The 21,868-nt window shown below is 66.3% G+C and carries 24 protein-coding genes; 16 read left to right on the top strand and 8 right to left on the bottom strand.

Features of this window, described 5'->3' with window-relative positions; all coding sequences use genetic code 11:
• Window positions 1-94 precede the first annotated feature (94 nt).
• The 4 genes from ybaK to queG all read right to left on the bottom strand — a co-directional run bounded on the left by ybaK (window position 95) and on the right by queG (window position 3,446).
• A complete protein-coding gene (gene ybaK, locus U0034_RS13750) occupies window positions 95-586 on the bottom strand; it encodes a Cys-tRNA(Pro) deacylase (protein WP_085230412.1) in 492 nt (163 codons plus the stop codon).
• Window positions 587-655: 69 nt separating this feature from the next.
• Complete coding sequence (xerD, locus tag U0034_RS13745; RefSeq protein WP_085230361.1) at window positions 656-1,591, bottom strand: site-specific tyrosine recombinase XerD; 936 nt, start codon at window positions 1,589-1,591, stop codon at window positions 656-658.
• A complete protein-coding gene (locus tag U0034_RS13740; RefSeq protein WP_085230362.1) occupies window positions 1,588-2,076 on the bottom strand; it encodes a methylated-DNA--[protein]-cysteine S-methyltransferase in 489 nt (162 codons plus the stop codon). The genes xerD and U0034_RS13740 overlap by 4 nt, the downstream gene beginning before the upstream one ends.
• 47 nt (window positions 2,077-2,123) lie before the next feature.
• Window positions 2,124-3,446 carry a tRNA epoxyqueuosine(34) reductase QueG gene (gene queG, locus U0034_RS13735; RefSeq protein WP_085230363.1) on the bottom strand — a complete coding sequence of 441 codons (1,323 nt, stop codon included), beginning with the start codon at window positions 3,444-3,446 and terminating at the stop codon, window positions 2,124-2,126.
• Between the two features lie 17 nt (window positions 3,447-3,463).
• Between queG and tsaE the strand changes: the two genes are divergently transcribed.
• The 4 genes from tsaE to trxA all read left to right on the top strand — a co-directional run bounded on the left by tsaE (window position 3,464) and on the right by trxA (window position 7,460).
• Window positions 3,464-4,000 carry a tRNA (adenosine(37)-N6)-threonylcarbamoyltransferase complex ATPase subunit type 1 TsaE gene (gene tsaE / locus U0034_RS13730; protein ID WP_085230364.1) on the top strand — a complete coding sequence of 179 codons (537 nt, stop codon included), beginning with the start codon at window positions 3,464-3,466 and terminating at the stop codon, window positions 3,998-4,000.
• The gene (locus U0034_RS13725) at window positions 3,982-5,544 is read left to right on the top strand and encodes an N-acetylmuramoyl-L-alanine amidase (protein ID WP_085230365.1); all 1,563 of its coding nucleotides are present in this window, start codon (window positions 3,982-3,984) and stop codon (window positions 5,542-5,544) included. The genes tsaE and U0034_RS13725 overlap by 19 nt, the downstream gene beginning before the upstream one ends.
• Before the next feature lie 97 nt (window positions 5,545-5,641).
• On the top strand, window positions 5,642-6,523 hold the full coding sequence (locus U0034_RS13720) for a pirin family protein (RefSeq protein WP_085230366.1): 882 nt from the start codon (window positions 5,642-5,644) through the stop codon (window positions 6,521-6,523).
• Between the two features lie 88 nt (window positions 6,524-6,611).
• On the top strand, window positions 6,612-7,460 hold the full coding sequence (trxA, locus tag U0034_RS13715; RefSeq protein ID WP_085230367.1) for a thioredoxin: 849 nt from the start codon (window positions 6,612-6,614) through the stop codon (window positions 7,458-7,460).
• Window positions 7,461-7,534: 74 nt separating this feature from the next.
• Here the strand turns inward: trxA and U0034_RS13710 are convergent, their stop codons facing one another.
• A complete protein-coding gene (locus U0034_RS13710; protein WP_085230368.1) occupies window positions 7,535-8,401 on the bottom strand; it encodes a tRNA threonylcarbamoyladenosine dehydratase in 867 nt (288 codons plus the stop codon).
• A 153-nt stretch (window positions 8,402-8,554) separates the two neighbouring features.
• Here U0034_RS13710 and pdxH point away from each other — a divergent pair, with 153 nt between their 5' ends.
• The 3 genes from pdxH (at window position 8,555) to U0034_RS13695 (ending at window position 11,811) form a co-directional block, all read left to right on the top strand.
• Window positions 8,555-9,193, top strand: coding sequence for a pyridoxamine 5'-phosphate oxidase (pdxH, locus tag U0034_RS13705; protein ID WP_085230369.1), 639 nt, complete (start codon window positions 8,555-8,557; stop codon window positions 9,191-9,193).
• A gap of 156 nt (window positions 9,194-9,349) precedes the next feature.
• Window positions 9,350-10,564 carry an SAM-dependent methyltransferase gene (locus U0034_RS13700; RefSeq protein WP_085230370.1) on the top strand — a complete coding sequence of 405 codons (1,215 nt, stop codon included), beginning with the start codon at window positions 9,350-9,352 and terminating at the stop codon, window positions 10,562-10,564.
• A 35-nt stretch (window positions 10,565-10,599) separates the two neighbouring features.
• A complete protein-coding gene (locus U0034_RS13695) occupies window positions 10,600-11,811 on the top strand; it encodes a DUF72 domain-containing protein (protein WP_085230413.1) in 1,212 nt (403 codons plus the stop codon).
• An 80-nt stretch (window positions 11,812-11,891) separates the two neighbouring features.
• Here the strand turns inward: U0034_RS13695 and msrA are convergent, their stop codons facing one another.
• Window positions 11,892-12,443 carry a peptide-methionine (S)-S-oxide reductase MsrA gene (msrA, locus tag U0034_RS13690; protein ID WP_085230371.1) on the bottom strand — a complete coding sequence of 184 codons (552 nt, stop codon included), beginning with the start codon at window positions 12,441-12,443 and terminating at the stop codon, window positions 11,892-11,894.
• A gap of 260 nt (window positions 12,444-12,703) precedes the next feature.
• On the opposite strand from msrA, the gene U0034_RS13685 reads away from it, so the two are divergent.
• Window positions 12,704-13,213: a flavin reductase family protein gene (locus U0034_RS13685; RefSeq protein WP_085230372.1), complete on the top strand. Its 510-nt coding sequence runs from the start codon at window positions 12,704-12,706 to the stop codon at window positions 13,211-13,213.
• A 53-nt stretch (window positions 13,214-13,266) separates the two neighbouring features.
• Here U0034_RS13685 and U0034_RS13680 read toward each other — a convergent pair whose 3' ends face one another.
• Window positions 13,267-13,878 (bottom strand): short chain dehydrogenase, encoded by a 612-nt coding sequence (locus U0034_RS13680; protein WP_085230373.1) that lies wholly within the window; start codon window positions 13,876-13,878, stop codon window positions 13,267-13,269.
• A gap of 109 nt (window positions 13,879-13,987) precedes the next feature.
• Here U0034_RS13680 and U0034_RS13675 point away from each other — a divergent pair, with 109 nt between their 5' ends.
• The gene (locus tag U0034_RS13675) at window positions 13,988-14,890 is read left to right on the top strand and encodes a LysR family transcriptional regulator (protein ID WP_085230374.1); all 903 of its coding nucleotides are present in this window, start codon (window positions 13,988-13,990) and stop codon (window positions 14,888-14,890) included.
• Here the strand turns inward: U0034_RS13675 and U0034_RS13670 are convergent.
• Window positions 14,887-15,378, bottom strand: a complete 492-nt coding sequence (locus U0034_RS13670) for an Lrp/AsnC family transcriptional regulator (RefSeq protein WP_085230375.1) — start codon at window positions 15,376-15,378, stop codon at window positions 14,887-14,889. The genes U0034_RS13675 and U0034_RS13670 overlap by 4 nt on opposite strands.
• A gap of 131 nt (window positions 15,379-15,509) precedes the next feature.
• Here U0034_RS13670 and kynB point away from each other — a divergent pair, with 131 nt between their 5' ends.
• The 7 genes from kynB to U0034_RS13635 all read left to right on the top strand — a co-directional run bounded on the left by kynB (window position 15,510) and on the right by U0034_RS13635 (window position 21,779).
• Entirely contained in the window at window positions 15,510-16,157 is a 648-nt protein-coding gene (gene kynB, locus U0034_RS13665; protein WP_085230376.1) for an arylformamidase, read from the top strand.
• Between the two features lie 93 nt (window positions 16,158-16,250).
• Window positions 16,251-17,501: a kynureninase gene (gene kynU / locus U0034_RS13660; protein ID WP_085230377.1), complete on the top strand. Its 1,251-nt coding sequence runs from the start codon at window positions 16,251-16,253 to the stop codon at window positions 17,499-17,501.
• Window positions 17,502-17,562: 61 nt separating this feature from the next.
• Window positions 17,563-18,432 carry a tryptophan 2,3-dioxygenase gene (kynA, locus tag U0034_RS13655; protein WP_085230378.1) on the top strand — a complete coding sequence of 290 codons (870 nt, stop codon included), beginning with the start codon at window positions 17,563-17,565 and terminating at the stop codon, window positions 18,430-18,432.
• Between the two features lie 172 nt (window positions 18,433-18,604).
• Window positions 18,605-19,081, top strand: coding sequence for a Fur family transcriptional regulator (locus tag U0034_RS13650; RefSeq protein ID WP_085230379.1), 477 nt, complete (start codon window positions 18,605-18,607; stop codon window positions 19,079-19,081).
• Between the two features lie 88 nt (window positions 19,082-19,169).
• The gene (locus U0034_RS13645; RefSeq protein WP_085230380.1) at window positions 19,170-20,099 is read left to right on the top strand and encodes a metal ABC transporter solute-binding protein, Zn/Mn family; all 930 of its coding nucleotides are present in this window, start codon (window positions 19,170-19,172) and stop codon (window positions 20,097-20,099) included.
• A complete protein-coding gene (locus U0034_RS13640; RefSeq protein WP_085230381.1) occupies window positions 20,096-20,998 on the top strand; it encodes an ABC transporter ATP-binding protein in 903 nt (300 codons plus the stop codon). The genes U0034_RS13645 and U0034_RS13640 overlap by 4 nt, the downstream gene beginning before the upstream one ends.
• The gene (locus U0034_RS13635; RefSeq protein WP_085230382.1) at window positions 20,991-21,779 is read left to right on the top strand and encodes a metal ABC transporter permease; all 789 of its coding nucleotides are present in this window, start codon (window positions 20,991-20,993) and stop codon (window positions 21,777-21,779) included. The genes U0034_RS13640 and U0034_RS13635 overlap by 8 nt, the downstream gene beginning before the upstream one ends.
• The last annotated feature ends 89 nt before the right edge of the window (window positions 21,780-21,868 follow it).

Genomic DNA, 21,868 nt, shown 5'->3' with positions numbered 1-21,868 from the left:
TGAGGACGAAAGCACCGGCGCGGGCAGCCGGCTCGCAGCCGGCCGCGACGATCCGCACCGCGCGGCGCACATTCTACAGAACGGCGCGCGCCGCTCAATCGGTGCTTGCGCAGTGCACCGGACGCGCCTTCAGCAACTCGGTCAGCACCGACGGCGCCAGGTTGACGAGATAGCCGCGCCGGCCGCCGTTCAGGTAGATCGAATCGAGCTCGAGAATGCTCGCTTCCACGTAGATCGGCATCGCTTTTTTGATGCCGAACGGTGAGGTCCCGCCTACGAGATAGCCCGAGTGCCGGTTCGCGACCTCGGGCTTGCAGGGCTCGACGCGCTTCGCCCCGATCTGGCGGGCGAGGTTTTTCGTCGATACGGAGCGGTCGCCGTGCATCAGGACGATGAGCGGCTTGGCGTGCTCGTCTTCCATGACGAGCGTCTTGACGACGCAGTGCTCGTCCACGCCGAGTTGCCGTGCCGACTCCGCCGTGCCTCCGTGCTCGACATACTCGTAAGGGTGTTCCCCGAAACTCACGCCATGGCGGCGCAGCATCTGCGTCGCCGGCGTTTCCGAAACGTGTTTGGTTTTGCTCATCGGCGCATTGTAACGGCTGCCCGGCCTGCGGCGGCGCCATGCGGCCACCCGCGCGGCCACCCGCGGCCGTCAGCCGCGCGGATGGTGCACCGCATGCAACGTCTTGAGACGCTCGCGCGCCACGTGCGTGTAGATCTGGGTCGTCGAGATGTCCGCATGGCCGAGCAGCAGCTGTACCACGCGCAGATCCGCGCCGTGATTGAGCAGATGCGTGGCGAAGGCGTGGCGCAGCGTGTGCGGCGAGAGCGGCGCGCGGATGTCGGCGGCGCGCGCATGGCGCTTGATGATGTTCCAGAACTGCTGGCGCGTCATGCCTTCCCCGCGCTGGGTCACGAAAAGGGCATCGCACGCGCGCTCGCCCAGCAGCGCGCCGCGCGCCGCGCGCAGATAGCGCGCGATCCAGTCGTGCGCCTCTTCTCCGAACGGCACGAGACGCTCTTTCGACCCCTTGCCCATCACACGCACGACGCCCTCGTTGAGCCCGACTTCGACCGTCTTCAGCGTCACGAGCTCGCTCACGCGCAACCCGCTCGCATACATCAGCTCAAGCATCGTGCGATCGCGCAAGCCGAGCGGCGTGTCGATATCGGGCGCACCCAGCAGCGCTTCCACCTGCGCTTCGCCCAGCGTGGACGGAAAACGCGGCGGCTGCTTCGCCGAGCGGATCTTGAGCGTCGGATCCACCTGGGCGCGATGCTCGCGCATCGCCCACGCGTAATAGCGCCGGAATACCGACAAGCGCCGGTTCGCCGAGGTGGCCTTGCCGTCGCTGCGCGCGGCCAGATAGCCGTTCAGGTGCGCTTCGTGCGCGGCATCGATGGCAAGCCCGTGCTGGCGCGCGAGCCATTGCGCGAAAAGCTGCAGATCGCGCCGATAGGCATCGAGCGTGTTGCGTGCAAGACCGTGCTCGAGCCAGAGCGCGTCGCAAAACGCGTCGATCGAGTGCTGGCTCGCCGAAGTATCGATCGTCGCTTCGCGCGGGTCTTCCGTCAGGTGTTCGCTCATAGGGCCAGCGCCTGCTGCGCGCTTTCGTGCGCGAGAAGCCAGCGCTTCACGCGCAGATGAAAGCCGTCCTCCGCGTGATGCGCAAAACCGCCGAGCCCCTGAGCCGCGACGACGCGATGGCACGGAATGACGATCGGGAACGGGTTGTCGCCGCAGGCCTGGCCGACCGCCCGCGGCACCGCGCCGCCCGCGGCTCGGGCCAGCTCGCCATAGGTCTGCACGCTGCCGGCCGGAATCGCGCGAATGGCGGCCCACACGCGCCGCTGAAACGCGGTGCCGACATCGGCGAGCGGCAAGTCGAACGGTGCGTCGGACTCGGCGAAGTAGCGCTCGATCTGCCGCGCAGCGCACCGGGCCAATTCGGACTGCGGCTTGGCATCCGGCACCGTGTGCGGCAGATATTCGATGAGCCGCACGACGCCGGCGGCATCGTCGACATCGATGCCGACCTTGCCGAACGGCGCCGCGATCACGACGTTGTGCATGCACTGCCTCCTTTGACTGCGATTCTCGCCCGAAGCACCGCGCGCATTCAAGCGGCCGCGAGCGCCCAAAGGACATGTTCGCGCACGAGCGGCGACTCGTCGTCGGCCCGGCCGCGCAACGCCGCGACGATCCGTTCGCGTTCGCCCGCCGCGAGCGCGGTCGGGCTCGCGCTGCGCAGTGCGTTGCCGAGCCCGACCGCGACGTTGCGCAGCCAGCGCTCGTAGCCGATCCGGCGAATCGCGCTACCCTGCATCCTCGCATCGAACGTCTCGGCACTCCATTCGAACAGCTCGACGAGCGTGGCCCGGTCGAGGCCGTGGCGCACGTCGAAATCGTCGACGGGCGCCGCCTGTGCGAACTTGTTCCACGGGCATGCGAGCTGGCAGTCGTCGCAGCCGTAGACGCGGTTGCCGATCAGCGGCCGCAGCGGCTCCGGAATGCTGCCGGCGAGCTCGATCGTGAGATAGGAGATGCAGCGGCGCGCATCCACGCGGTAAGGCGCGACAATCGCACCGGTCGGGCAGGCCTCGATGCAGCGCGTGCAATGGCCGCAGTGCGCGCCCGCCGCGCGCGCGGGCGCTTGAGCGGGCGCGGCCGCAACTGCCGATGCCTCGTCGGCCGTGCCCGTCGAAGGGGCGTCGACGGGCAGCGGCAGATCGACGTAGATCTCGCCGAGAAAGAACAGCGAACCCGCGTCGCGCTCGAGCAACAACGTGTGCTTGCCGCGCCAGCCGATCTGCGACTTCTGCGCGAGTTCGACTTCGAGCACGGGCGCCGAATCGGTGAAGACCCGATAGCCGTACGGTCCGACTTCTTGCTCGATGCGTTCCGCGAGCCGCTGCAGCCGTTGGCGCATCACCTTGTGATAGTCGCGGCCGCGCGCGTAGATCGACACGACTGCTGCCGACGGGTCCGCCAGACGCGCCCGTTCGCGCGCGCGCCAGTCCTGCGGAGCCGCGGCGGCCGAAGCATCGCCGGATGCGGCCGGGGCCAGCACCGAGGCGGGCATGTAGGCCATGCGCGCCGTAATCACGCGTCGCGTGCCGGCCACAAGCTCGGCCGGGCGCGCGCGTTTGGTGCCATGTTTGGCCATATAATCCATTTCGCCGTGGCAGCCGGCCTCGAGCCAGGCAGCAAGCCCCGCTTCGGCGCTCGACAGATCGGTGTCGCTGATGCCGAGCGCGCCGAAACCGAGCTCGCGTCCCCACGCCTTGATGCGCTGCGCGAGCGCGGCGAGCGTCGCGTCGTCGAGACGGTTCGCTCGAACGTCATGCGCGTCGTCGGCGCGCGAGACGTCCTGCCGCGCCGCGGCCGTATCGCACGGATTCGCGCGGCCGCCCTTGGCGGCGTGTTCCGGACATTGATTCATCACGCTATTTTACGAGAATGCCCGTGGCGCCCGATCCCTCGCTTCCGCTGCCCGCGAGCGCCCTGCTCGAGCGGCACTTCACGCTGGAGGACCTGGCGGCCACCGAAGCGTTCGGCGCCCGTTTCGCGCAGGCGATCGACGCCGTGCGCATACGCCCCGGCTTTCAAGGCTTACAGGTTCAGCTGCTCGGGGAGCTCGGCGCCGGCAAGACCACGCTCGTGCGCGCAACGCTCGCGGGCCTCGGACACAAGGGCCGCGTGAGAAGCCCCACTTACACGCTGGTCGAACCTTACGCGCTCGAGCGCGAGAGCGGCGAGCTCGAGGTTTATCACTTCGACCTCTATCGTTTCGCCGATCCGGCCGAGTGGGCCGATGCCGGCTTTCGCGAGTATTTCGATTCGGGGGCCATCTGTCTCGTCGAATGGCCGCAAAAGGCCGGCGGGCTCCTTGGCGTACCCGATCTCGTCTTCGCGCTCGATACGGACGGCGAGCGCCGCCGGCTCGACGCGCATGCCTACAGCGAATCAGGAAAAGAATGTCTCGAAAGATGTTGATCAAGCCGTTCCGTTCGATCGAGTCCGCCGCCACCGCTTCGCACAACTGGCGCCGGCGCCAGATGCTGCGGGCGGGCGCCTCGACGCTCCTGCTGGGCCTGGCCGCGCCGCTCGTCGCGCCGCGCGCGGCCTATGCGAGCTCGGTGCTCGGCGTACGTGTATGGCCCGCGCGCGACTACACACGCGTGACGATCGAATCCGATCAGCCGCTGCAAAACTCGCAGCAACTGCTGCAGGGCCCCGACCGGCTCGTGGTCGATCTGAGCGGCCTCGATCTCGATCAGGCGCTGCGCGACCTCGTCTCGAAGATCACCCCTAACGACCCGCAGATCCGCGCGGTGCGCGTGGGCCAGTTTCAGCCGCACGTCGTGCGGCTCGTATTCGATCTCAAAGGCTCGGTGAAGCCGCAGGTGTTTTCGCTGCCGCCCGTGGGCAACTATCGTTACCGGCTCGTGCTCGATCTCTATCCGACTGTGGCGCCGGACCCGCTCATGGATCTGCTCGCGCAAACGGAACACAAGGAAAAGCAGCTCAACGAAAGCCCGGGCCTGCCGGAAACGCTTGCGCCGGCGCCCCTCGCCGGCCCGACCGCGCCGCCCGCGGCCGACAACAGCGACGCCTTCTTTCAGCGTTATGCGCAAAGCGCGCCGGCCGAGGCGCCCGCGGGCAGCGGGCGCACGAAACGCCAGCCGCCCACGGGGCGCGGCAAAGACAACGGTGCCCCCACGCCCGCACCCGGCGGCGGATCGGGCGAGAACGCCTACGCGCGCAAAGGCGACGACGGACTCGACGGCGACGCCTATCCGTTCTCCTCGCCCAAGGCTGGCCGCACCGTGCGCCTGCTTACGGTGGCGATCGACCCCGGGCACGGCGGCGAAGACCCGGGCGCCATCGGCAGCGCGGGCACCTACGAGAAGCACGTCGCGCTCGACGTCGCGAAGAAGCTGCGCGCCATGATCGACGCTCAGCCGAATATGCGCGCCATGATGACGCGCGACGCCGATTTCTTCGTGCCGCTCAACGTGCGGGTGCAAAAGGCGCGCCGCGTCGGGGCGGACCTGTTCGTCTCGATCCATGCCGATGCGTTCACGACGCCTTCCGCGCGCGGCTCGTCGGTGTTCGCGCTGTCGGACCACGGCGCGTCGAGCGCGGCGGCGCGCTGGATGGCGAACAAGGAGAACGCCTCCGATCTGATCGGCGGAATCAACGTCAAGACGCAGGACGAGGCCGTCAATCGCGCGCTCTTCGACATGTCGACGACGGCGCAGATCCGCGACTCGCTGCGCTACGGTTCGTTCGTGCTGCGCGAAATCGGCGGCATCAACAAGCTGCACAAGGGCTCCGTCGAGCAGGCCGGATTCGCCGTGCTCAAGGCCCCCGACATTCCGTCGATCCTCGTCGAGACGGCCTTCATCAGCAATCCCGAGGAAGAGGCGCGGCTGAACGACGACAGCTACCGCAGCGAGATGGCGAGCGCGATCCTGAAGGGCATCAGGCGCTATTTCGCGGCGAACCCGCCGCTTGCCAAGAACCGCATGACCTGACGACGGGTGGGCGGGTCGCGCGGCCAGACCGCGAACGGGCGCACGAGCGCTGGCGACGGTAGAATCGGCGCATCGTCGCGCCCGTCCGGACTCCCGCATGCCTGACTCGATCAAAACCGTTCTGAAACCCTCGACCCGCGACATCGGCGGATTCGCCGTGCGGCGCGTGCTGCCGGCGCTCGCCGCCCGGCTCGTCGGGCCGTTCATCTTCTTCGACCACATGGGCCCCGCCGCCTTTGCGCCGGGCACGGGGCTCGACGTCCGCCCGCACCCGCACATCGGGCTGGCTACCGTCACCTACCTGTTCGAAGGCGCGATCTTTCATCGCGACAGCCTCGGCTCGGCCCAGAAGATCGTGCCGGGCGACGTGAACTGGATGACCGCGGGCCGCGGAATCGTCCATTCCGAGCGCACCCCGGACGAGGTACGCGCGGCCGGCGGCACGATGCACGGTATTCAGACCTGGGTCGCGCTGCCCGTCGAGCACGAGGAGGCCGATCCGGCATTCGAGCACCACGCCGCCGCGACGCTGCCCAAGATCGAGCGCAGCGGCGTGACGCTCACCGTCATTGCGGGCGAGGCGTTTGGCGCGCGCTCGCCCGTCACCACGTTCTCGCCGACGCTTTACGCCGCCGCCGAATTCGAGCCCTGCGGTGCGCTCGCGCTCGAACCCGAGCACGAAGAACGCGGCGTCTACCTCGTCGACGGCGACCTCGCGATCGACGGAGAACCGCTCGAGCCGGCCCACATGGCCGTGCTGACGCCGGGAGAAACGGCCACGCTCGCAAGCCGCACGGGCGCCACCGTGATGCTGCTCGGCGGGGCGAAGCTGCCCGGCGAGCGTTTCATCGAGTGGAATTTCGTGAGCAGCTCGCGCGAGCGCATCGCTCAGGCCAAAGCAGCCTGGACGAAGCAGGAAATGGGCAAGGTGCCCGGCGAAACGGAGTGGATACCGCTGCCCGAAAAGCCGCACCGGTAAGCCGCCCCCCGCCATACCGCAGGCCGGATCTTGAAATGATCGGAGCGAACCTCATCTATTCAACCGGTCCATAGCAAACGAGGAAGCGATGAACACCACTTTGGCCACCTTCGAAAGGGACGTGATCGAAGCATCGAAGCTCGCACCCGTCCTCGTCGACTTCTGGGCGCCGTGGTGCGGCCCCTGCAAGACGCTGGGCCCGCTGCTCGAGAAACTCGAGCAGGAACAGGGCGGAAAATGGCGGCTCGTGAAGGTCAACGTCGACGAAGACCCGCAGCTCGCGGCACATTTTCAGGTTCGCAGCATTCCGCACGTCGTCGCCTTCACCAACGGACAGCCCGTCGACCAGTTCATCGGCGTGCTGCCGGAGGGGCAGCTGCGTGCGTTCATCGATCAGTTGGTGCCGAATCCGGCCGAAGTCGAGCGCCAGCGCGCGCTCGACGCGCTCGAGACCCACCGGCTCGACGCCGCGTTCGACCATCTGAAGGCGGCGCTGGCGCTCGACCCCGGTTTCGACGAGGCGCGGCTCGACCTCATCGAGCTACTGCTCGACGAGGAGCGCGTCGACGAAGCCCGCAAGGAGGACGAGCTGCTCTCGCCCAAGACGCGGCAAGGCATCGACGTGCGCTACAACACGCTGAAAACGCGCCTCGACGCACTCGACGCGGCGGCCGAACTGCCTCCCACCGACGCGCTCGAAGCGCGCGTGGCGGCCAATCCGGCCGATCTCGAGGCGCAGTTCGATCTCGCGAGCGCACTGATCGCGCGGCGCGACTACGAAGCCGCCCTCGCCCACCTGCTCGAGATCGTCAAGCGCGATCGCGCATTCCGCGACGATATCGGGCGCAAGACGATGCTGTCGGTCTTCGATCTCGCGTCGCATCGGCCCGAGCTCGTCGCCGAGTGGCGGCGTAAGCTCAGCACCACATTGCACTGACGCACGGCGCTTCGGAAACGTCAGAGCCTGGAAAGCAATACGAAGGAAATCAGACAGGCTCGTGCAAGGACTGTTCAGCCCGCCGCCCTGGCAAGCGCACGCAGCACGTGCGAGGCGGCGGCAAACCCGAAGCTCCCCGTCACGCACACGCTCGAGCCGAACCCGGCACAGTTCAGCCCGACCGGGCCGGCGTGGCCCGGCGAACTTGCCAGATGCTGCGCCACGTCGTCCATGTCGCACACCGCCGCTTCGGGGTAGATGAGCGGTTCGTCCGAATAGACGGCGCTTACCCTGAACTTCGCTTTCGGCCCGCGTGGAAAGCCGTGGTGCTTGCGCAGTTGCCCGCGCACCTTCGAGAGCAGCGGATCCTGAATCGTCAGCGCGAGATCGTCGATGCGGATGCGCGTTGGATCGAGCTGTCCGCCCGCCCCGCCCACGGTAATGAGCGGCTGCCCCTTTTGCACGCACCACGCAATGAGTGCCGTTTTGGTGCGCACGCTGTCGATCGCATCCACGACATAGTCGAAGCCGCCGCCAAGCAGCGCCTCGAAATTCGCCGGCTCCACGAAGTCCTCGACGAGCCGTACGTCGCACGCGCGGTCGATGAGCCGGATGCGCTCGGCCATTGCCTCGACTTTCGGCTTGCCGTAATTGCCGTCGAGCGCATGGATCTGCCGGTTCGTATTGCTTTCTGCAACGTTGTCGAGATCGACGAGCGTCAAGCTGCCGATCGCGCTGCGCGCGAGCGCTTCGGCCACCCAGGAGCCGACGCCGCCGATGCCGATGACGGCCACGTGCGCGCGCTCGAAGGCCGCCAGGGCGGGGGCGCCGTAAAGCCTCGCCACACCGGCGAAGCGCCGCGCGCGATCGGCCTGATCGAGATCATGGTCGGCCGCGCGCGCGGAGATAAGATCAGGGCTCGTCGCCAGGGTGCTGGGCATGATGCGTGGTTTTCAGCAAAGTCGGGACGCGAAAACTCATATTGTGCACGATCGGCACGCACGGCCGTTCCTTTCGAAAAGACAACGTGACACGTTCACGCACGTTTTTCCGGCCTTGGCTATACTGAGCCGACTGAAGCGGTCACATAAGAAATGATTTCCCTTGCCGAACTCCGCAAAGATTATGCGCGTGGATCGCTCGACGAAACGAGCGTGGATCGCGATCCGATCAGCCAGTTCCAGCTCTGGTTTCAGCAGGCGCTCGACGCGCAGCTGCCCGAGCCGAACACGATGACGCTCGCCACGGCCGACGAGCACGGCCGGCCATCCGCGCGTATCCTGTTGATCAAGGGCGTGGATAAACGCGGGTTTGTGTTCTATACGAATTACGAAAGCCGTAAGGGCCGCGATCTCGCTGTCAATCCGCAGGCGAGTTTGCTGTTTTACTGGATCGAACTCGAGCGCCAGGTGCGCGTGGACGGTACGGTCGAGAAGACGGGTGTCGACGAGAGCGACGCCTATTTCGCGTCGCGGCCGCTCGGCTCGCGCATCGGCGCATGGGCCTCGGATCAGAGCCGTCCGATTGCGAATCGCGGCGAGCTCGAAGCGCGCGAAAAAGCATTCGCGGAGCAGTTCGGCGAGCACCCGCCGCGTCCGCCGCACTGGGGCGGCTACCGCCTAGTGCCGCGGACGATCGAATTCTGGCAGGGCCGCCCCTCGCGGCTGCACGACCGCATTGTGTACACGCGCGAAAGCGACGATCGCTGGAGCATCGGCCGTCTTGCGCCTTGACTGACCGCCGGGGGGCATGAACGGATGTTCGCGTGAAGCACCGTTCCCGCTCGCGGCGCAGATTGTTTTCGAAGTCCATGCCGTGCCGGTGCCCGGGGGGTGCCGCACACGGTGCTTTGCTGTCCTTCTAATATCAACGGACACGGAGAATCACGCATGTTCTGGGAAAAGAAGCTGGCTCAGTGGGTAGACGATGTGCGCACGAAGACAAACCTGCCGGCGCGCCTCGTGTTATGGAACGGCGAGCAGCATGATTTCGGCAGCTTCGCCGCGCCGCAGGTCACGCTGAAGGTCAATACTGCATCGGCGTTACCGTTGTTGCTCGACCCGAGTCTCGACAACCTTGGCGAGGCGTACGTCAAGGGCAAGATCGATATCGAGGGGAAACTCTCCGACATCATCAACATCGGCTATTCGCTCGCGCGCAGCACGGTCACGAACGCGAGCAAGCTCGCCCGCGTGCGCCGCTACTTCAATCACACCAAAACGTCGGATAAAAAGGCGATCCAGTATCACTACGACGTCTCGAACGAGTTCTACCGGCTCTGGCTCGACGAGAATATGGTCTATTCGTGCGCCTACTTCGAGAACGGCGACGAGGATCTGGCCACGGCGCAGTTGAAAAAGATCGATCACATCCTGACGAAGATCCAGGTGCAACCCGGCCAGCGCCTGCTCGACATCGGCTGCGGATGGGGCGCGCTCGTGCTGCGTGCCGCACAGAAGTTCGGGGCGCGCTGCGTGGGCGTCACACTCTCGCAGAACCAGTTCGATCTCGCCACGGAGCGCGTCAGGGCCGCCGGCCTCGCTGACCGGATCGAAATCCGTCTGCAGGATTACCGCGACGTGCAGGGCCAGTTCGACCGTATCACGAGCGTCGGGATGTTCGAGCACGTCGGCCGCAAAAACCTGCCCGGCTATTTCGGCAAGATCCGCGAGTTGCTGGCCGACGACGGCGTAGCCATGAACCACGGCATTACCTCGTCTGACTATGACAGCGGCGAGACGGCGCTCGGCGGCGGTGAATTCATCGACCGTTACGTCTTCCCCGACGGTGAGCTGCCGCATATCAGCCTTGCGCTCGAATCGATGCAGCGCGGCGGGCTCGAGGCCGTCGATGTCGAGAGCCTGCGCCGTCACTATGCGCGCACGCTCGATATCTGGACCGAGAACTTCGAGGCGCACGCCGAGCAGGCAAGAAAGCTCGTGGACGACGAAAAATTCCGCATCTGGCGTGTCTACCTCGCGGGTTGCTCCTACGCGTTCGAGCACGACGACGTCTCGATCTATCAGGTCGTTTGCCGCAAGGCGGGCGGCAGCGCGAAGTCCTTGCCGTGGTCGCGCCGCTACATGTACGATCGGCCGCTTTGAGACCTGTGCGCGCCCGGTGCGCCGGCGCGGCCACGATGGACGATCAGCAAGACCCTCAGTTCGATCTGTTCGGCGCACTGCCGGCACCCGGGAAGGCTTCGGCGGGCGACGTCCCGCCGGGCGCCCCCTTGGCGGCGGGCGAGTCCTCCCCCCGCGAACCCGTGGCGGAGGATCCAGCCGCCCCGCGTCCCGAGCGCAAGAAGCGGCGCGCCAAGGAAGTCCTGCCGGCCGCGCCGGGCGAGGAAGCCCGCGAGGCAGCCGCCGGCTTGCCGCCGAACGTGCATCTCGGCACTTCCTCATGGTCGTTTCCCGGGTGGGAAGGCATCGTGTACGGCGAACCGTACAGCGAATCGAAGCTCTCCCGCGACGGCCTTACGGCCTACGGTGCCCATCCGCTCTTGCGCACGGTCAGTATCGACCGGTCGTTCTACGCGCCGCTCTCGATTGCCGAATATCTGCGCTACGCGCAGCAAGTGCCCGACGACTTCCGCTTCATCGTCAAGGCGCCGGCCTCGGTGACCGATGCGACGCTGCGCGCGCAACGGGGCGAGCCGATTGCCGACAACCCCTGCTTTCTGGACGCGAAGCTGGCCGCCGCCGAATTCGTCGAGCCGTGCCTCGCGGGGCTGGGAGCCAAGGCCGGCGCGCTCGTATTTCAGTTTTCTCCGTTGCCCGAGCGGATCCTCGCCGAGCCGGCCGCATTCATCGAAAGGCTGGCTGCCTTCTTTTCAGCGCTACCGCCGCTGCCATCGAGCGGCGACGGTAGCGCCGCACCGGCCGGCGACGGGCCTTGCTACGCCATCGAGATCCGCGACGCGTGCCTGCTTACGCCGCGACTCATCCGCATGCTGCGAGAGCGTGGCGTGCGCTACTGCGTGGGATTGCACGCACGCATGCCCGATCCGCTGCGCCAGGCTGCGGCGCTTGCGCTGCTCGATGGCGAGAAGCCGGCCGGGCCGCTCGTCGTGCGGTGGAGCCTGCATAGCGGGTTCAAGTATGAGCAGGCGAAGGCCAAGTACGAGCCGTTCAACCGGCTCGTGGACGAAGACCCGGCCACGCGGGCAGCGCTGGCCGAACTCGCCGCGCGCTACGCCCTGGCTGGCCAGCCCGTGCTGATCATCGCCAACAATAAGGCAGAGGGATCCGCGCCGCTCAGCTGTGCGGCGCTCGCGCGCGAAATCGCGGCAGCCTGTGCGCGGTTGCGCGACGAACCGGCGCCCGGCAGCTTCGACGGCCTTGCGGCCTGAGCGAACGTGCGCCCGGCCAGCCGGTCCCGATCGAGGGCCGGCGGCCGGCGCTCGCGCACCGGCCGCACGCTCGCTACCGGCTACGCGCCCGAGCGCATCCAGCTTGCAAACTTGGCACGAAACTTTGCCACTTTCGGCGCGACCACGAAGGTGCAATAACCCTGCTCCGGATGTTGCGCGAAGTAGTTCTGATGATACGTCTCGGCCGGCCAGTAGTTGCCATCGAGCGCTTGGACCTGCGTCACGATCGGCCGATCGTAGACACCTTCCTGCTCGAGTTCGCGGATCACGTCGAGCGCGGTTTCGCGCTGCACATCCGAATGCGTGAAGACGACGGAGCGGTACTGGGTACCGACATCGTTGCCCTGGCGGTTGAGCTGCGTCGCGTCGTGGATCGAGAAGAAAATCTGCAGAATCTCGCGATAGCTGATCTTCAGGGGGTCGAATTCGACCTTGACGACCTCGGCGTGCCCGGTGCCGCCGTCGCAGACCTGCTCGTACGTGGGATGCGCGGTGCTGCCGCCGGCATAGCCCGATTCCACGGATTTCACACCGTCGACATCGACGTAGACCGCCTCGAGACACCAGAAACACCCGCCGCCGAGCGTGGCGGTTTCATTCGCCTCAGTCATGGCTGCTCCTTAGGTTGCATGGAACCTGGGATGCGATGCGCATCGTGCGCATCTCCAGAAGAAGTAGCTTAGTGCGTTTTGCCCGGGAACGGCGAAATCCGCGCACGCGCAAGCCCCTGAGGCGAAATGTCCGAATTCATTTAAAATCTCGGCTAATCGCCGAATCTCGACATGACCTTCGATTCATTGCCGCAGTTCCCGCCGCATGGCCCTCTCGCGCCGCCCGTATCCGCGGCATTTCCTTGCCCAGCCCCGACTCGATGAAACGCGCGAGCCCTCCCAACTTCGATGCCGCGGCGTTTCGGCGCGCGCTTGGCCAGTTCGCCACGGGCGTGACCGTCATCACGACACGCGCGCCGTCGGGCCAGCTCATCGGCATCACAGCAAGCTCGTTCAACTCGGTTTCGCTCGATCCGCCGCTCGTGCTCTGGAGCCTCGCCGTCAAATCGGCCTCGATGCCCGTGTTCCGCTCCAACAGTCACTACGTCGTCAATGTGCTGTCCGATACGCAATACGAACTGTGTCAGCGGTTCGCGACCGTGAAGGGAGATCGTTTCGCCGGCGTATCGCATGCCGCCGGCGACAGCGGCATGCCGGTGCTGGACGGGGCACTCGCCTGGTTCGAATGCCACAATCGGAGCCGCTATGACGAAGGGGACCACGTCATTTTCGTCGGCGAGGTCGAGCGCTGCGGCGTGCATCCGGATGCGGCCGAGATGGCACCGCTGATTTTCCACGGCGGGACCTTTCACGGCATCAAGCCACGGTGAGCGGCGGGCCGGCCCCGATGCCCCGGCCTTCGTTTTTCTTCCTTTCTCTTCTCTCACCACACCCGATAGACGCGCCCCGTTTGCGCGCCGTCCACGCTGCGCTGGTAAGCGAGCGCGACGCGCTCGCCCGGCGCCGCTTCGAAGCCCGAAAAATACGGTCCGTATGCTTCGAGCGACTCGACCAGCACCGTGGGGCTGACCGCGTTGATGCGGATGCCGCGCGGCAATTCGATGGCCGCCGCCAGCACGAATCCCTCGATCGCGGCGTTGACGGCCGTTGCGTTGACGCCTTCGCGGATCGGCTCCTGAGCCAGGATGCCTGTCGTCAGTGTGATCGACCCGCCGTCGCGCAAATGGGACTGCCCGACGAGCGCGAGGCGAACCTGGCCGAGCAGCTTGCTCTGCAGGCCGACGTCGAATTGCTCGGCGGTCATCTGCTCGAGCGGACCAAAATGCACATGACCCGACGCCGACACGATGGCGTCGAGCGGCCCCACGCGCTCGAAAAGCGCGCGCACACTGGCTTCGCTGCCGATGTCGACCTGCACGTCACCGCGACGGTGCCCCGCCCGCACCACATCGTGGCCGACCGACTCGAGCCGCTTCGCGACGGCCGAACCGACCGTGCCCGTTGCGCCCACCACCAGGATCTTTTTGCTTTTCATGATTCGTGCCTCATCAGTGTGTCGAGATGAGGACGATTATTGACTGCTCGGACGGTTCGATAAATGTGCCTATGATTCCATCATTACGAACCGATAGTTAGGAATATCAATGGATAAGCTGCGTGCGATGGAAGTATTCCTGGCCGCGGCTGATGCGGGTAATTTCAGCGCCGCGGCCGACGCGCTCGAGATCTCGGCGGTGATGGTGGGGAAGTACATCCGGCAGCTCGAGGCGCATCTGAACGTACGCCTGATTCACCGCACGACGCGGCGACAGGGGCTGACGGAAGTCGGCGCCGCCTTCTACGAGCAGTGCAAGGCGGCCCTCGAGCAAATCCGCGTGGCCGAGGCGACGGTCCAGGCGCTCACCGTCGTACCGCAGGGCACGCTGCGCGTGAGCGCGCCCGTGACGCTCGGCGCGTGGGTCGTCGCGCCGGTCGTGGCGGACTATCTGGCGCACTACCCCCTCGTCAAGATCGAGCTCGTGCTCAACAACGCGTACGTCGATCTCATCGGCGACGGTTACGACGCCGCGTTTCGCGTAAGCGAATCGGTCGATGCGGACCTCGTTGCAAAGCCGCTTCAGCCTTACCGGATGACGATCTGCGCCGCTCCGTCGTATCTGCGCGAGCACGGCACGCCCAGCACGCCGGCCGACCTCGCGCGGCATCGGTGCCTCGGCCACCTGGGCTGGCCTCACGGCGCCGCCTGGATGCTCAGCGACGAAGGCAAGAACACGCCGTGGCCCATTACCGGCAGCCTGGTCAGCAACGACGGCCACGCGTTGCGGGCGGCCGCGCTCGGCGGCGCGGGCCTGCTGCTGCAGCCAGCCGTGCTCGTGGCCGACGACATCGCGGCCGGGCGGCTCGTGCCGATCCTTAAGCGTTTCGCCCCGGCGCCTCGGCCCGTTCATCTCGTCTACCTGCCCGACGCGCGCCCGCGGCCCAAACTGCGGTCGTTCGTCGAGTTCGTCGAAGCGCGCCTCGCGGCGCCCATCGTTCGTGCCGGCTAACGGATCTTCGCCGCCGCGAGGGAAACAGGAATACCGGTGTCCTCCTTCAGCGTCTGCAGCACGATGTTGGAGCGGATGTCCATGACGCCAGGCGCCTTGTAGAGCTTCGTCAGCACGAATTCGGAGTAGTGCTGCAGGTTGTGGGCGAGCACGCGCAGCAGATAGTGACTCTCGCCCGTAATGACGAATGCGCCGATCACCTCGGGCCACTCCCGCACCGCTTGCGCGAACCGCTCATGCCAGTTCTCCTGATCGTTGCGCATCGAAACCTGAACGAACGCTTCGAGTTCGAACCCCAGCGCCTCGCGGTTCAGCGACGCGCGATAGCGCTCGATCACCCCTTGCTCCTCGAGCAACCGCAAGCGGCGCAGGCACGCCGAAGGCGAAAGCGAGATTCTTTCCGCCAAGTCGAGATTGCTGATCCGTCCCTCGTTCTGCAAGACGCTCAAGATGCGGCAATCCGTGGCGTCGAGCGAGATCGCATTCATTTTTGGCCTCCTTTCTGCACTTATCTCGAATTATGTTCTAGTCCGCTGTCTTTTGCGCGACGAATTCGCAAGCACCTTGCGCGTCGAGTTGCCTATCATCGATGAATCGAACGACAAGGAGGAGACGCGGTTTGACTACGCTGTGGGACATATCGCCGCCGGTCGAGGTCGGGACGCCGGTCTGGCCTGGCGACACCGCAGTCGCGATCGAGCGTGTCTGGCGCATGGAGGCGGGTTCTCCCGTCAACGTGGGATGCCTCACGCTTTCGCCGCATACGGGCGCCCATGCCGACGCCCCGCTCCACTATGCCGCCGACGGCGCCCCCATCGGCAAGGTGGCGCTCGAGCCGTATCTCGGACGTTGCCGTGTGATCGATTGCGTCGGCGCCGCCCCCCGGGTCGAACTCAGACACGTCGAGCTCTATCTCGATGGCGACGCAGTGCCGCCGCGCGTACTGCTGCGCACTTGCGCACGCGCACCGATCGCGTATTGGGATCCGCACTTTTGCGCCGTCGCCCCCGAAACCATCGATTTTCTGGCGAGCCGGGGTGTCGAGCTGATCGGCATCGATACACCATCGCTCGATCCGCAAGACTCCAAGACAATGGACGCGCACCGGCGCGTGCGCGCGCACCGCATGGCGATCCTCGAAGGCCTCGTGCTCGATGACGTCGCCCCCGGCGACTACGAGCTGATCGCCTTGCCGCTCAAGCTGACGACGCTCGATGCCAGCCCCGTGCGCGCGGTCCTGCGAAGTCTGCCCGAGGACCGCCGTTGAACACGGCACGTGGCCTGCGTCCCAACGTGCCGACGCATCGCCAAGACGTTTCGTTCTCCTGATCATCCTGTCACATAGCCGCCCGATTCGCTCATGAAAACCCGCGACGACGCACTCAAGCTCGACGAAACCGATCCGCTCGCCCCGCTGCGCGCGCGCTTCGCCCTCAATTCCCAGGTGATCTATCTCGATGGCAACTCGCTCGGCGTGCCACCGGCGGCCGCGGCCATCCGCGCGCAGGAAGTGATCGCGCACGAGTGGGGCGAAGGATTGATCCGCAGTTGGAACACGGCCGGCTGGTCGGCTCTGCCGCGCCGCCTCGGCGACAAGTTGGCCACGCTCATCGGCGCGAATCCGGGCGAAGTCGTCGTGACCGACACGATTTCGATCAATCTTTTCAAGCTGATTTCCGCCGCACTGCGCGAAGCGGCATCGCGCGACAGCCGGCGCCGTACGATCGTCTCCGAACGCGCGAACTTCCCGACCGATCTCTACATCGCCCAGGGCGTGATCGATCAGCTCGACCGTGGCTATACGCTGCGGCTCGTCGACGATCCGGCCGACCTGCCCGATGCGATCGACGACGAGACGGCGCTCGTCATGCTGACGCACGTGAACTATCGCACGGGTTACATGCACGATATGGCAGCGCTGACCGACGTCATTCACCGCGCCGGCGCTTTCGCACTGTGGGACCTCGCGCATTCGGCCGGCGCCGTCCCTGTCGAGTTGAACGATGCGGGCGCCGATTTCGCCGTCGGCTGCACCTACAAGTATTTGAATGGCGGCCCCGGCTCTCCGGCCTTCGTCTGGGTGGCGAGGCGCCATCAGGATGCGCTCGCTCAGCCGCTGTCCGGCTGGTGGGGGCACGACACGCCGTTCGCCATGCAACCGGCCTACCGGCCTGCCGAAGGCATCGCCCGCTTCCTCTGCGGCACGCAGCCGATCGTCTCGATGTCGCTCGTCGAGGCCGGGCTCGACGTGTTCCTCGAAACCGACATGCATGCCGTACGCCGCAAGTCGCTCGCGCTCACCGACTTTTTCATCGAACTGGTGCAAGCGCGCTGCGCCGGCCAGGCGCTCACGCTCGTCACGCCGCGCGCGCATGCGCAGCGCGGCTCGCAGGTGAGCCTCGAGCACCCGCACGGGTACGAAGTCATGCAAGCGCTCATCGCGCGAGGCGTGATCGGCGACTATCGCGAACCGTCCGTTCTGCGTTTCGGCTTCACGCCGCTTTATACGCGCTTCGTCGACGTGTGGGACGCCGCCGAGGCACTGCGCGACGTGCTCACGCGCGCGACGTGGCGCGAACCGGCGTTCGCGCAGCGCCACACGGTAACCTGAGCGGCGCGAGCCTGTTTCGGCGCACACGCGCCGTCATCGACAAAAAGATCAGGAGTCCGAAATGACCGATCATATGGATCTGCCCGAGTTGCCGGAGGCCGCGGGCTCGGGCCGCGGGTGGCACGACGCCCGGCTCGATTTCTCGAAAGCGATGAGCTACGGCGATTACCTCGCACTCGAGCAGGTGCTGTCCGCGCAGCATCCGCTCTCGCCCGATCACAACGAGATGCTGTTCATCATCCAGCATCAGACGAGCGAGCTTTGGATGAAGCTCGCGCTCTATGAGCTGCGTGCCGCGCTGGCGCACGTCGGACAAGACATGCTGCCGCCCGCGTTCAAGATGCTGGCGCGCGTCTCCCGCATCCTCGAACAGCTCGTGCAGGCGTGGAACGTGCTCGCCACGATGACGCCTTCCGAATACACGGCCATGCGCCCCTACCTCGGCGCGTCGTCCGGGTTTCAGTCGTATCAGTACCGGGAAATCGAGTTCATCCTCGGCAACAAGAACGCCGAGATGCTGCGGCCGCACGCTCATCGCCCCGATATTCACGCGCACCTGCGTGCCGCGCTCGAAGCGCCGTCGTTCTATGACGAAGTCGTGCGGCTGCTCGCACGGCGCGGCTTTGCCATCGCGCCCGAACGGGTGCGGCGCGACTGGACGCAGCCGACAGGTTACGACGCAAGCGTTGAAGCGGCATGGCTCGAGGTCTACCGCGACCCGTCGCACCACTGGGACCTCTACGAGATGGCCGAGGAACTCGTCGATCTGGAGGACGCCTTTCGGCAATGGCGCTTTCGCCATGTAACGACGGTCGAGCGCATCATCGGCTTCAAGCAGGGAACCGGCGGCACGAGCGGCGCGCCCTATCTGCGCAAGATGCTCGACGTCGTGCTGTTCCCCGAACTCTGGCACGTGCGCACCGTGCTTTAACGCCTGCGGCAGCACCCGCCTTTGCTTTCGTTCGTGCAACGGGGCAAACGGGGCAAACCAGGCAAAAAGATCAAAAAGGGCAATGCGCGGCCATTTGGCGCATTGCCCTTTTTTGGCATCACCGGTTGATATGTTATATCATCTCCGTTCGGAGTCTTCACGGATCGATGCCATGGCAAGTGCCCACGCCCACTCTCTCGCCGAACGGCTCGCGCGCGCGGATGCTTATGCCGCGGAGCAAGGCCTCATGCTGACCGAGCTGCGCCGGCAGGTGTACGAGCAAGTCGTGGGCGCCGGCCGCCCGATCGGTGCCTACGACCTGCTGGCGGCCCTCGAGCCGCAGCGCGGCCGCGTGCCGCCGACCACCGTGTATCGCGCACTCGACTTTCTCGTCGAGCACGGCTTCGTGCATCGCATCGAGTCGCTCAATGCGTTCGTGGCCTGCTGCGAGATCGGCAAGCCCCACCAAGGGCAGTTTCTCATCTGCGAGCGCTGCGGCGACACGCTCGAGATTCCCGGCGAAGAACTCGCGGAGCGGCTTTCGTCGGCACCGCCCGCGCACGGATTCGAAGTGCACAAGCAAGTGGTGGAGCTGAGCGGCTTGTGCGGCGATTGCAAATCCAAACGCAAGAGCGCGCCACGCGCGTAATGACGCCACACCGGACACGTCAGCGCGCACGGCAGCAGGCACGTCGGCAGGCGCTCACCATCCAATCGCAACATTCCAAGGAGAAAGAATGAAGGCAATCGTCAGGGCCTGGCGTCGCGCCCGCATATGCATGCTGTCCCCGCTGGCGGTGGCCGGTTTGGTCGCGCTGTCCGTAAGCGGCGTCGCGCACGCAGCTGGCGCGGCGGACGCCGGAAAGCTGAGCGTGGTCGCGGCGGAGAACTTCTATGGTGACGTCGCTCGGCAGATCGGCGGCTCGCATATCGAGGTGACCAGCATTCTCAGCAATCCCGATCAGGATCCCCACCTCTTCGAGGCCAGCCCCAGGACAGCGCGCGCCATCGAGCGCGCGGCTATCGTCGTCTATAACGGCGCCGATTACGACCCGTGGATGCAAAAGCTGCTCGCCGCGCAGTCGAGCGGCAAACGCACGACGATCGTCGCGGCCGAACTCGTCGGCAAGAAGTCCGGCGACAATCCGCACCTTTGGTACGCGCCGGGGACCATGCCCGCCGTGGCACGCGCAATCGAAGCGGCACTTGCGGCCGCCGCGCCCGAGCACAAGGCCGACTTCGAAGCCAATCTGAAGCGCTTCGACGATTCGATCAAACCGATCGAGAAAAAAGTCGGCGATCTGCAGGCCCGCTATAAAGGCACCCCCGTGACGGCGACCGAGCCCGTGTTCGGCTACATGGCCGATGCGATCGGCCTCGATATGCGCAACGGCCGCTTCCAGTTGGCGGTCATGAACGACACGGAGCCGAGCGCGAGCGACATCGCAGCGTTCGAGCGCGATCTGCGCACGCGCACGGTGCATGCGCTCATCTACAACAGCCAGGCGACCGAAGCGCTGACGAAGCGCTTGCTGGGGCTCGCGCATCAGTCCGGCGTGCCGACCGTGAGCGTGACCGAAACGATGCCGGCCGGCAAAACCTATCAGCAATGGATGCTGGCGCAGCTCGACGCGCTCGCGGCCGCGCTCGGCAAGACCCGCCCATGACCACCGATCACGAACGCCCGAGCGGGCGCGCGCTCGAACTCGATCGCGTCACCATCGCGCTCGGCGGCCGCACGATCCTGCAAGACGCAAGCCTCGCCATCGACGATGGCGAGTTCATCGGCGTGCTCGGACCGAACGGGGCCGGCAAGACAACGCTCATGCGCGCCGTGCTCGGGCTCGTGCCGCTCGCGGGCGGCCAGATACGAGTATCGGGCGAGCCCGTCTCGCGCGGCAACCCGGCAATCGGCTATATGCCTCAAACGCGCAGCGCGCTGGCGGGCCGCCGCATCGTCGGGTGGGAGTTCATCGCCATGGCGGTCGACGGCCATCGCTTCGGCCTGCCGCGCCGCGATGCCGCCACGCGCGCGGACGTCGAACGCGTGCTCGCGCTCGTGGGCGGCGAAGCGCTCGCCGACCGGCCTCTGTCGCAGCTTTCCGGCGGCGAGCGGCAACGGCTGCTGCTCGCGCAATGCCTGCTCGGCAAGCCGCGGCTGCTGCTGCTCGACGAGCCGCTCATCAGTCTCGATCCGAACCGGCAGCGCAGCGTCGTCGAACTCGTGCGCCGCGTGCAGCGCGAGCTCGGCATCACGGTGCTTTTTTCCGCGCACGAACTCAATCCGCTGCTCAACGCGCTCGACCGCGTGCTTTATCTCGGCAGCGGATCGGCCGCGCTCGGCACCGTCGACGAGGTCATCACGCGGCCCGTCCTGTCACGGCTCTACGGCTCGCCGATCGACGTCATGCGCATGAATGGCCGCATCTTCGTGATGTCCGGCGATGTCGAAGTCGAAAAGCACGATCACGAGCACGAAGAGGACGCGGGCGGCGCGGGGCACGGACACCACCATGAGCATGGCCATGCTCATGGACACACGCACGGACATACGCACGATGTTTGAATACGATTTCATGGTGAACGCGTTCGCGGCTTCGGGGATCGTCGCCGTGCTCGCGGGCATCGTCGGCTACTTCCTCGTGATGCGCGAGCAGACCTTCGCCGGCCATGCGCTCTCGCATGTCGGCTTCACCGGGGCGACGGGCGCCGCGCTGATCGGCATTTCGCCCCTCTGGGGCATGATCGGCTTCACGCTCGCGGCCGGGCTTTCGATGGGCGCCCTCGGCGAGCGCCTGGCCGGGCGCGACGTGGCGATCGGCGTGGTGCTGTCGCTCTCGCTCGGCTGCGGGCTGTTGTTCCTCCACTTTTTCACGGCGTACGCGACGCAGGTCACGGCGCTGCTGTTCGGCAACGTACTCGGTGTGACGACGAACACGCTCCTCGTGCTCGCGGCCATCGGCGCGGCCAGTCTGATCGCATTGGCCGCGATCGCGCGGCCGCTCGTCTTCGCCACACTGCAGCCCGAGCTGGCCGAGGCAAAAGGCGTGTCGCTGCGGCTCGTGTCCATGCTCTTTCTCGCGATCGCCGCCTTGACGGTAGCCGCCTGCACGCAGATCGTGGGCGTGCTGCTCGTGTTCACGCTGATGGTCGGCCCGGCCGCCGCCGCGCAAAATCTGTCGAGCCGGCTTTCGCACGGCATCGCCCTGGCAGCGCTGTTCGCACTCCTGCAAGCCTGGCTCGGCGTCACGCTCGCGTTTTACACCGACTGGCCGACGAGCTTCTGGATTACGGCACTCGCAGCACTCGTCTATGCCGGCAGCCTGATTCGGAGAGCCGGGAAATAGTCCGCCGGCGCGCTGCCGCCCCTCGAATCCCACCCTTTTCCTCCCCTTCTTCGCCCACTTACGGCTGCCCGGCATCGGGCAGTTGCATT

The sequence above is a fragment of the Trinickia caryophylli genome (assembly GCF_034424545.1).
Classification (GTDB): Bacteria; Pseudomonadota; Gammaproteobacteria; order Burkholderiales; family Burkholderiaceae; genus Trinickia; species Trinickia caryophylli.
Note: the sequence above shows the minus strand (reverse complement) of the source record. Positions and strands in the feature narration are given on the sequence as shown.

What these genes read in the sequence shown, in the direction of transcription:
- ybaK (WP_085230412.1), bottom strand. Translation starts at nt 586, where the DNA reads ATGAGCAAAACCAAACACGTTTCGGAAACGCCGGCGACGCAGATGCTG.
- xerD (WP_085230361.1), bottom strand. Translation starts at nt 1,591, where the DNA reads ATGAGCGAACACCTGACGGAAGACCCGCGCGAAGCGACGATCGATACT.
- U0034_RS13740 (WP_085230362.1), bottom strand. Translation starts at nt 2,076, where the DNA reads ATGCACAACGTCGTGATCGCGGCGCCGTTCGGCAAGGTCGGCATCGAT.
- queG (WP_085230363.1), bottom strand. Translation starts at nt 3,446, where the DNA reads ATGAATCAATGTCCGGAACACGCCGCCAAGGGCGGCCGCGCGAATCCG.
- tsaE (WP_085230364.1), top strand. Translation starts at nt 3,464, where the DNA reads ATGCCCGTGGCGCCCGATCCCTCGCTTCCGCTGCCCGCGAGCGCCCTG.
- U0034_RS13725 (WP_085230365.1), top strand. Translation starts at nt 3,982, where the DNA reads ATGTCTCGAAAGATGTTGATCAAGCCGTTCCGTTCGATCGAGTCCGCC.
- U0034_RS13720 (WP_085230366.1), top strand. Translation starts at nt 5,642, where the DNA reads ATGCCTGACTCGATCAAAACCGTTCTGAAACCCTCGACCCGCGACATC.
- trxA (WP_085230367.1), top strand. Translation starts at nt 6,612, where the DNA reads ATGAACACCACTTTGGCCACCTTCGAAAGGGACGTGATCGAAGCATCG.
- U0034_RS13710 (WP_085230368.1), bottom strand. Translation starts at nt 8,401, where the DNA reads ATGCCCAGCACCCTGGCGACGAGCCCTGATCTTATCTCCGCGCGCGCG.
- pdxH (WP_085230369.1), top strand. Translation starts at nt 8,555, where the DNA reads ATGATTTCCCTTGCCGAACTCCGCAAAGATTATGCGCGTGGATCGCTC.
- U0034_RS13700 (WP_085230370.1), top strand. Translation starts at nt 9,350, where the DNA reads ATGTTCTGGGAAAAGAAGCTGGCTCAGTGGGTAGACGATGTGCGCACG.
- U0034_RS13695 (WP_085230413.1), top strand. Translation starts at nt 10,600, where the DNA reads ATGGACGATCAGCAAGACCCTCAGTTCGATCTGTTCGGCGCACTGCCG.
- msrA (WP_085230371.1), bottom strand. Translation starts at nt 12,443, where the DNA reads ATGACTGAGGCGAATGAAACCGCCACGCTCGGCGGCGGGTGTTTCTGG.
- U0034_RS13685 (WP_085230372.1), top strand. Translation starts at nt 12,704, where the DNA reads ATGAAACGCGCGAGCCCTCCCAACTTCGATGCCGCGGCGTTTCGGCGC.
- U0034_RS13680 (WP_085230373.1), bottom strand. Translation starts at nt 13,878, where the DNA reads ATGAAAAGCAAAAAGATCCTGGTGGTGGGCGCAACGGGCACGGTCGGT.
- U0034_RS13675 (WP_085230374.1), top strand. Translation starts at nt 13,988, where the DNA reads ATGGATAAGCTGCGTGCGATGGAAGTATTCCTGGCCGCGGCTGATGCG.
- U0034_RS13670 (WP_085230375.1), bottom strand. Translation starts at nt 15,378, where the DNA reads ATGAATGCGATCTCGCTCGACGCCACGGATTGCCGCATCTTGAGCGTC.
- kynU (WP_085230377.1), top strand. Translation starts at nt 16,251, where the DNA reads ATGAAAACCCGCGACGACGCACTCAAGCTCGACGAAACCGATCCGCTC.
- kynA (WP_085230378.1), top strand. Translation starts at nt 17,563, where the DNA reads ATGACCGATCATATGGATCTGCCCGAGTTGCCGGAGGCCGCGGGCTCG.
- U0034_RS13650 (WP_085230379.1), top strand. Translation starts at nt 18,605, where the DNA reads ATGGCAAGTGCCCACGCCCACTCTCTCGCCGAACGGCTCGCGCGCGCG.
- U0034_RS13645 (WP_085230380.1), top strand. Translation starts at nt 19,170, where the DNA reads ATGAAGGCAATCGTCAGGGCCTGGCGTCGCGCCCGCATATGCATGCTG.
- U0034_RS13640 (WP_085230381.1), top strand. Translation starts at nt 20,096, where the DNA reads ATGACCACCGATCACGAACGCCCGAGCGGGCGCGCGCTCGAACTCGAT.
- U0034_RS13635 (WP_085230382.1), top strand. Translation starts at nt 20,991, where the DNA reads ATGTTTGAATACGATTTCATGGTGAACGCGTTCGCGGCTTCGGGGATC.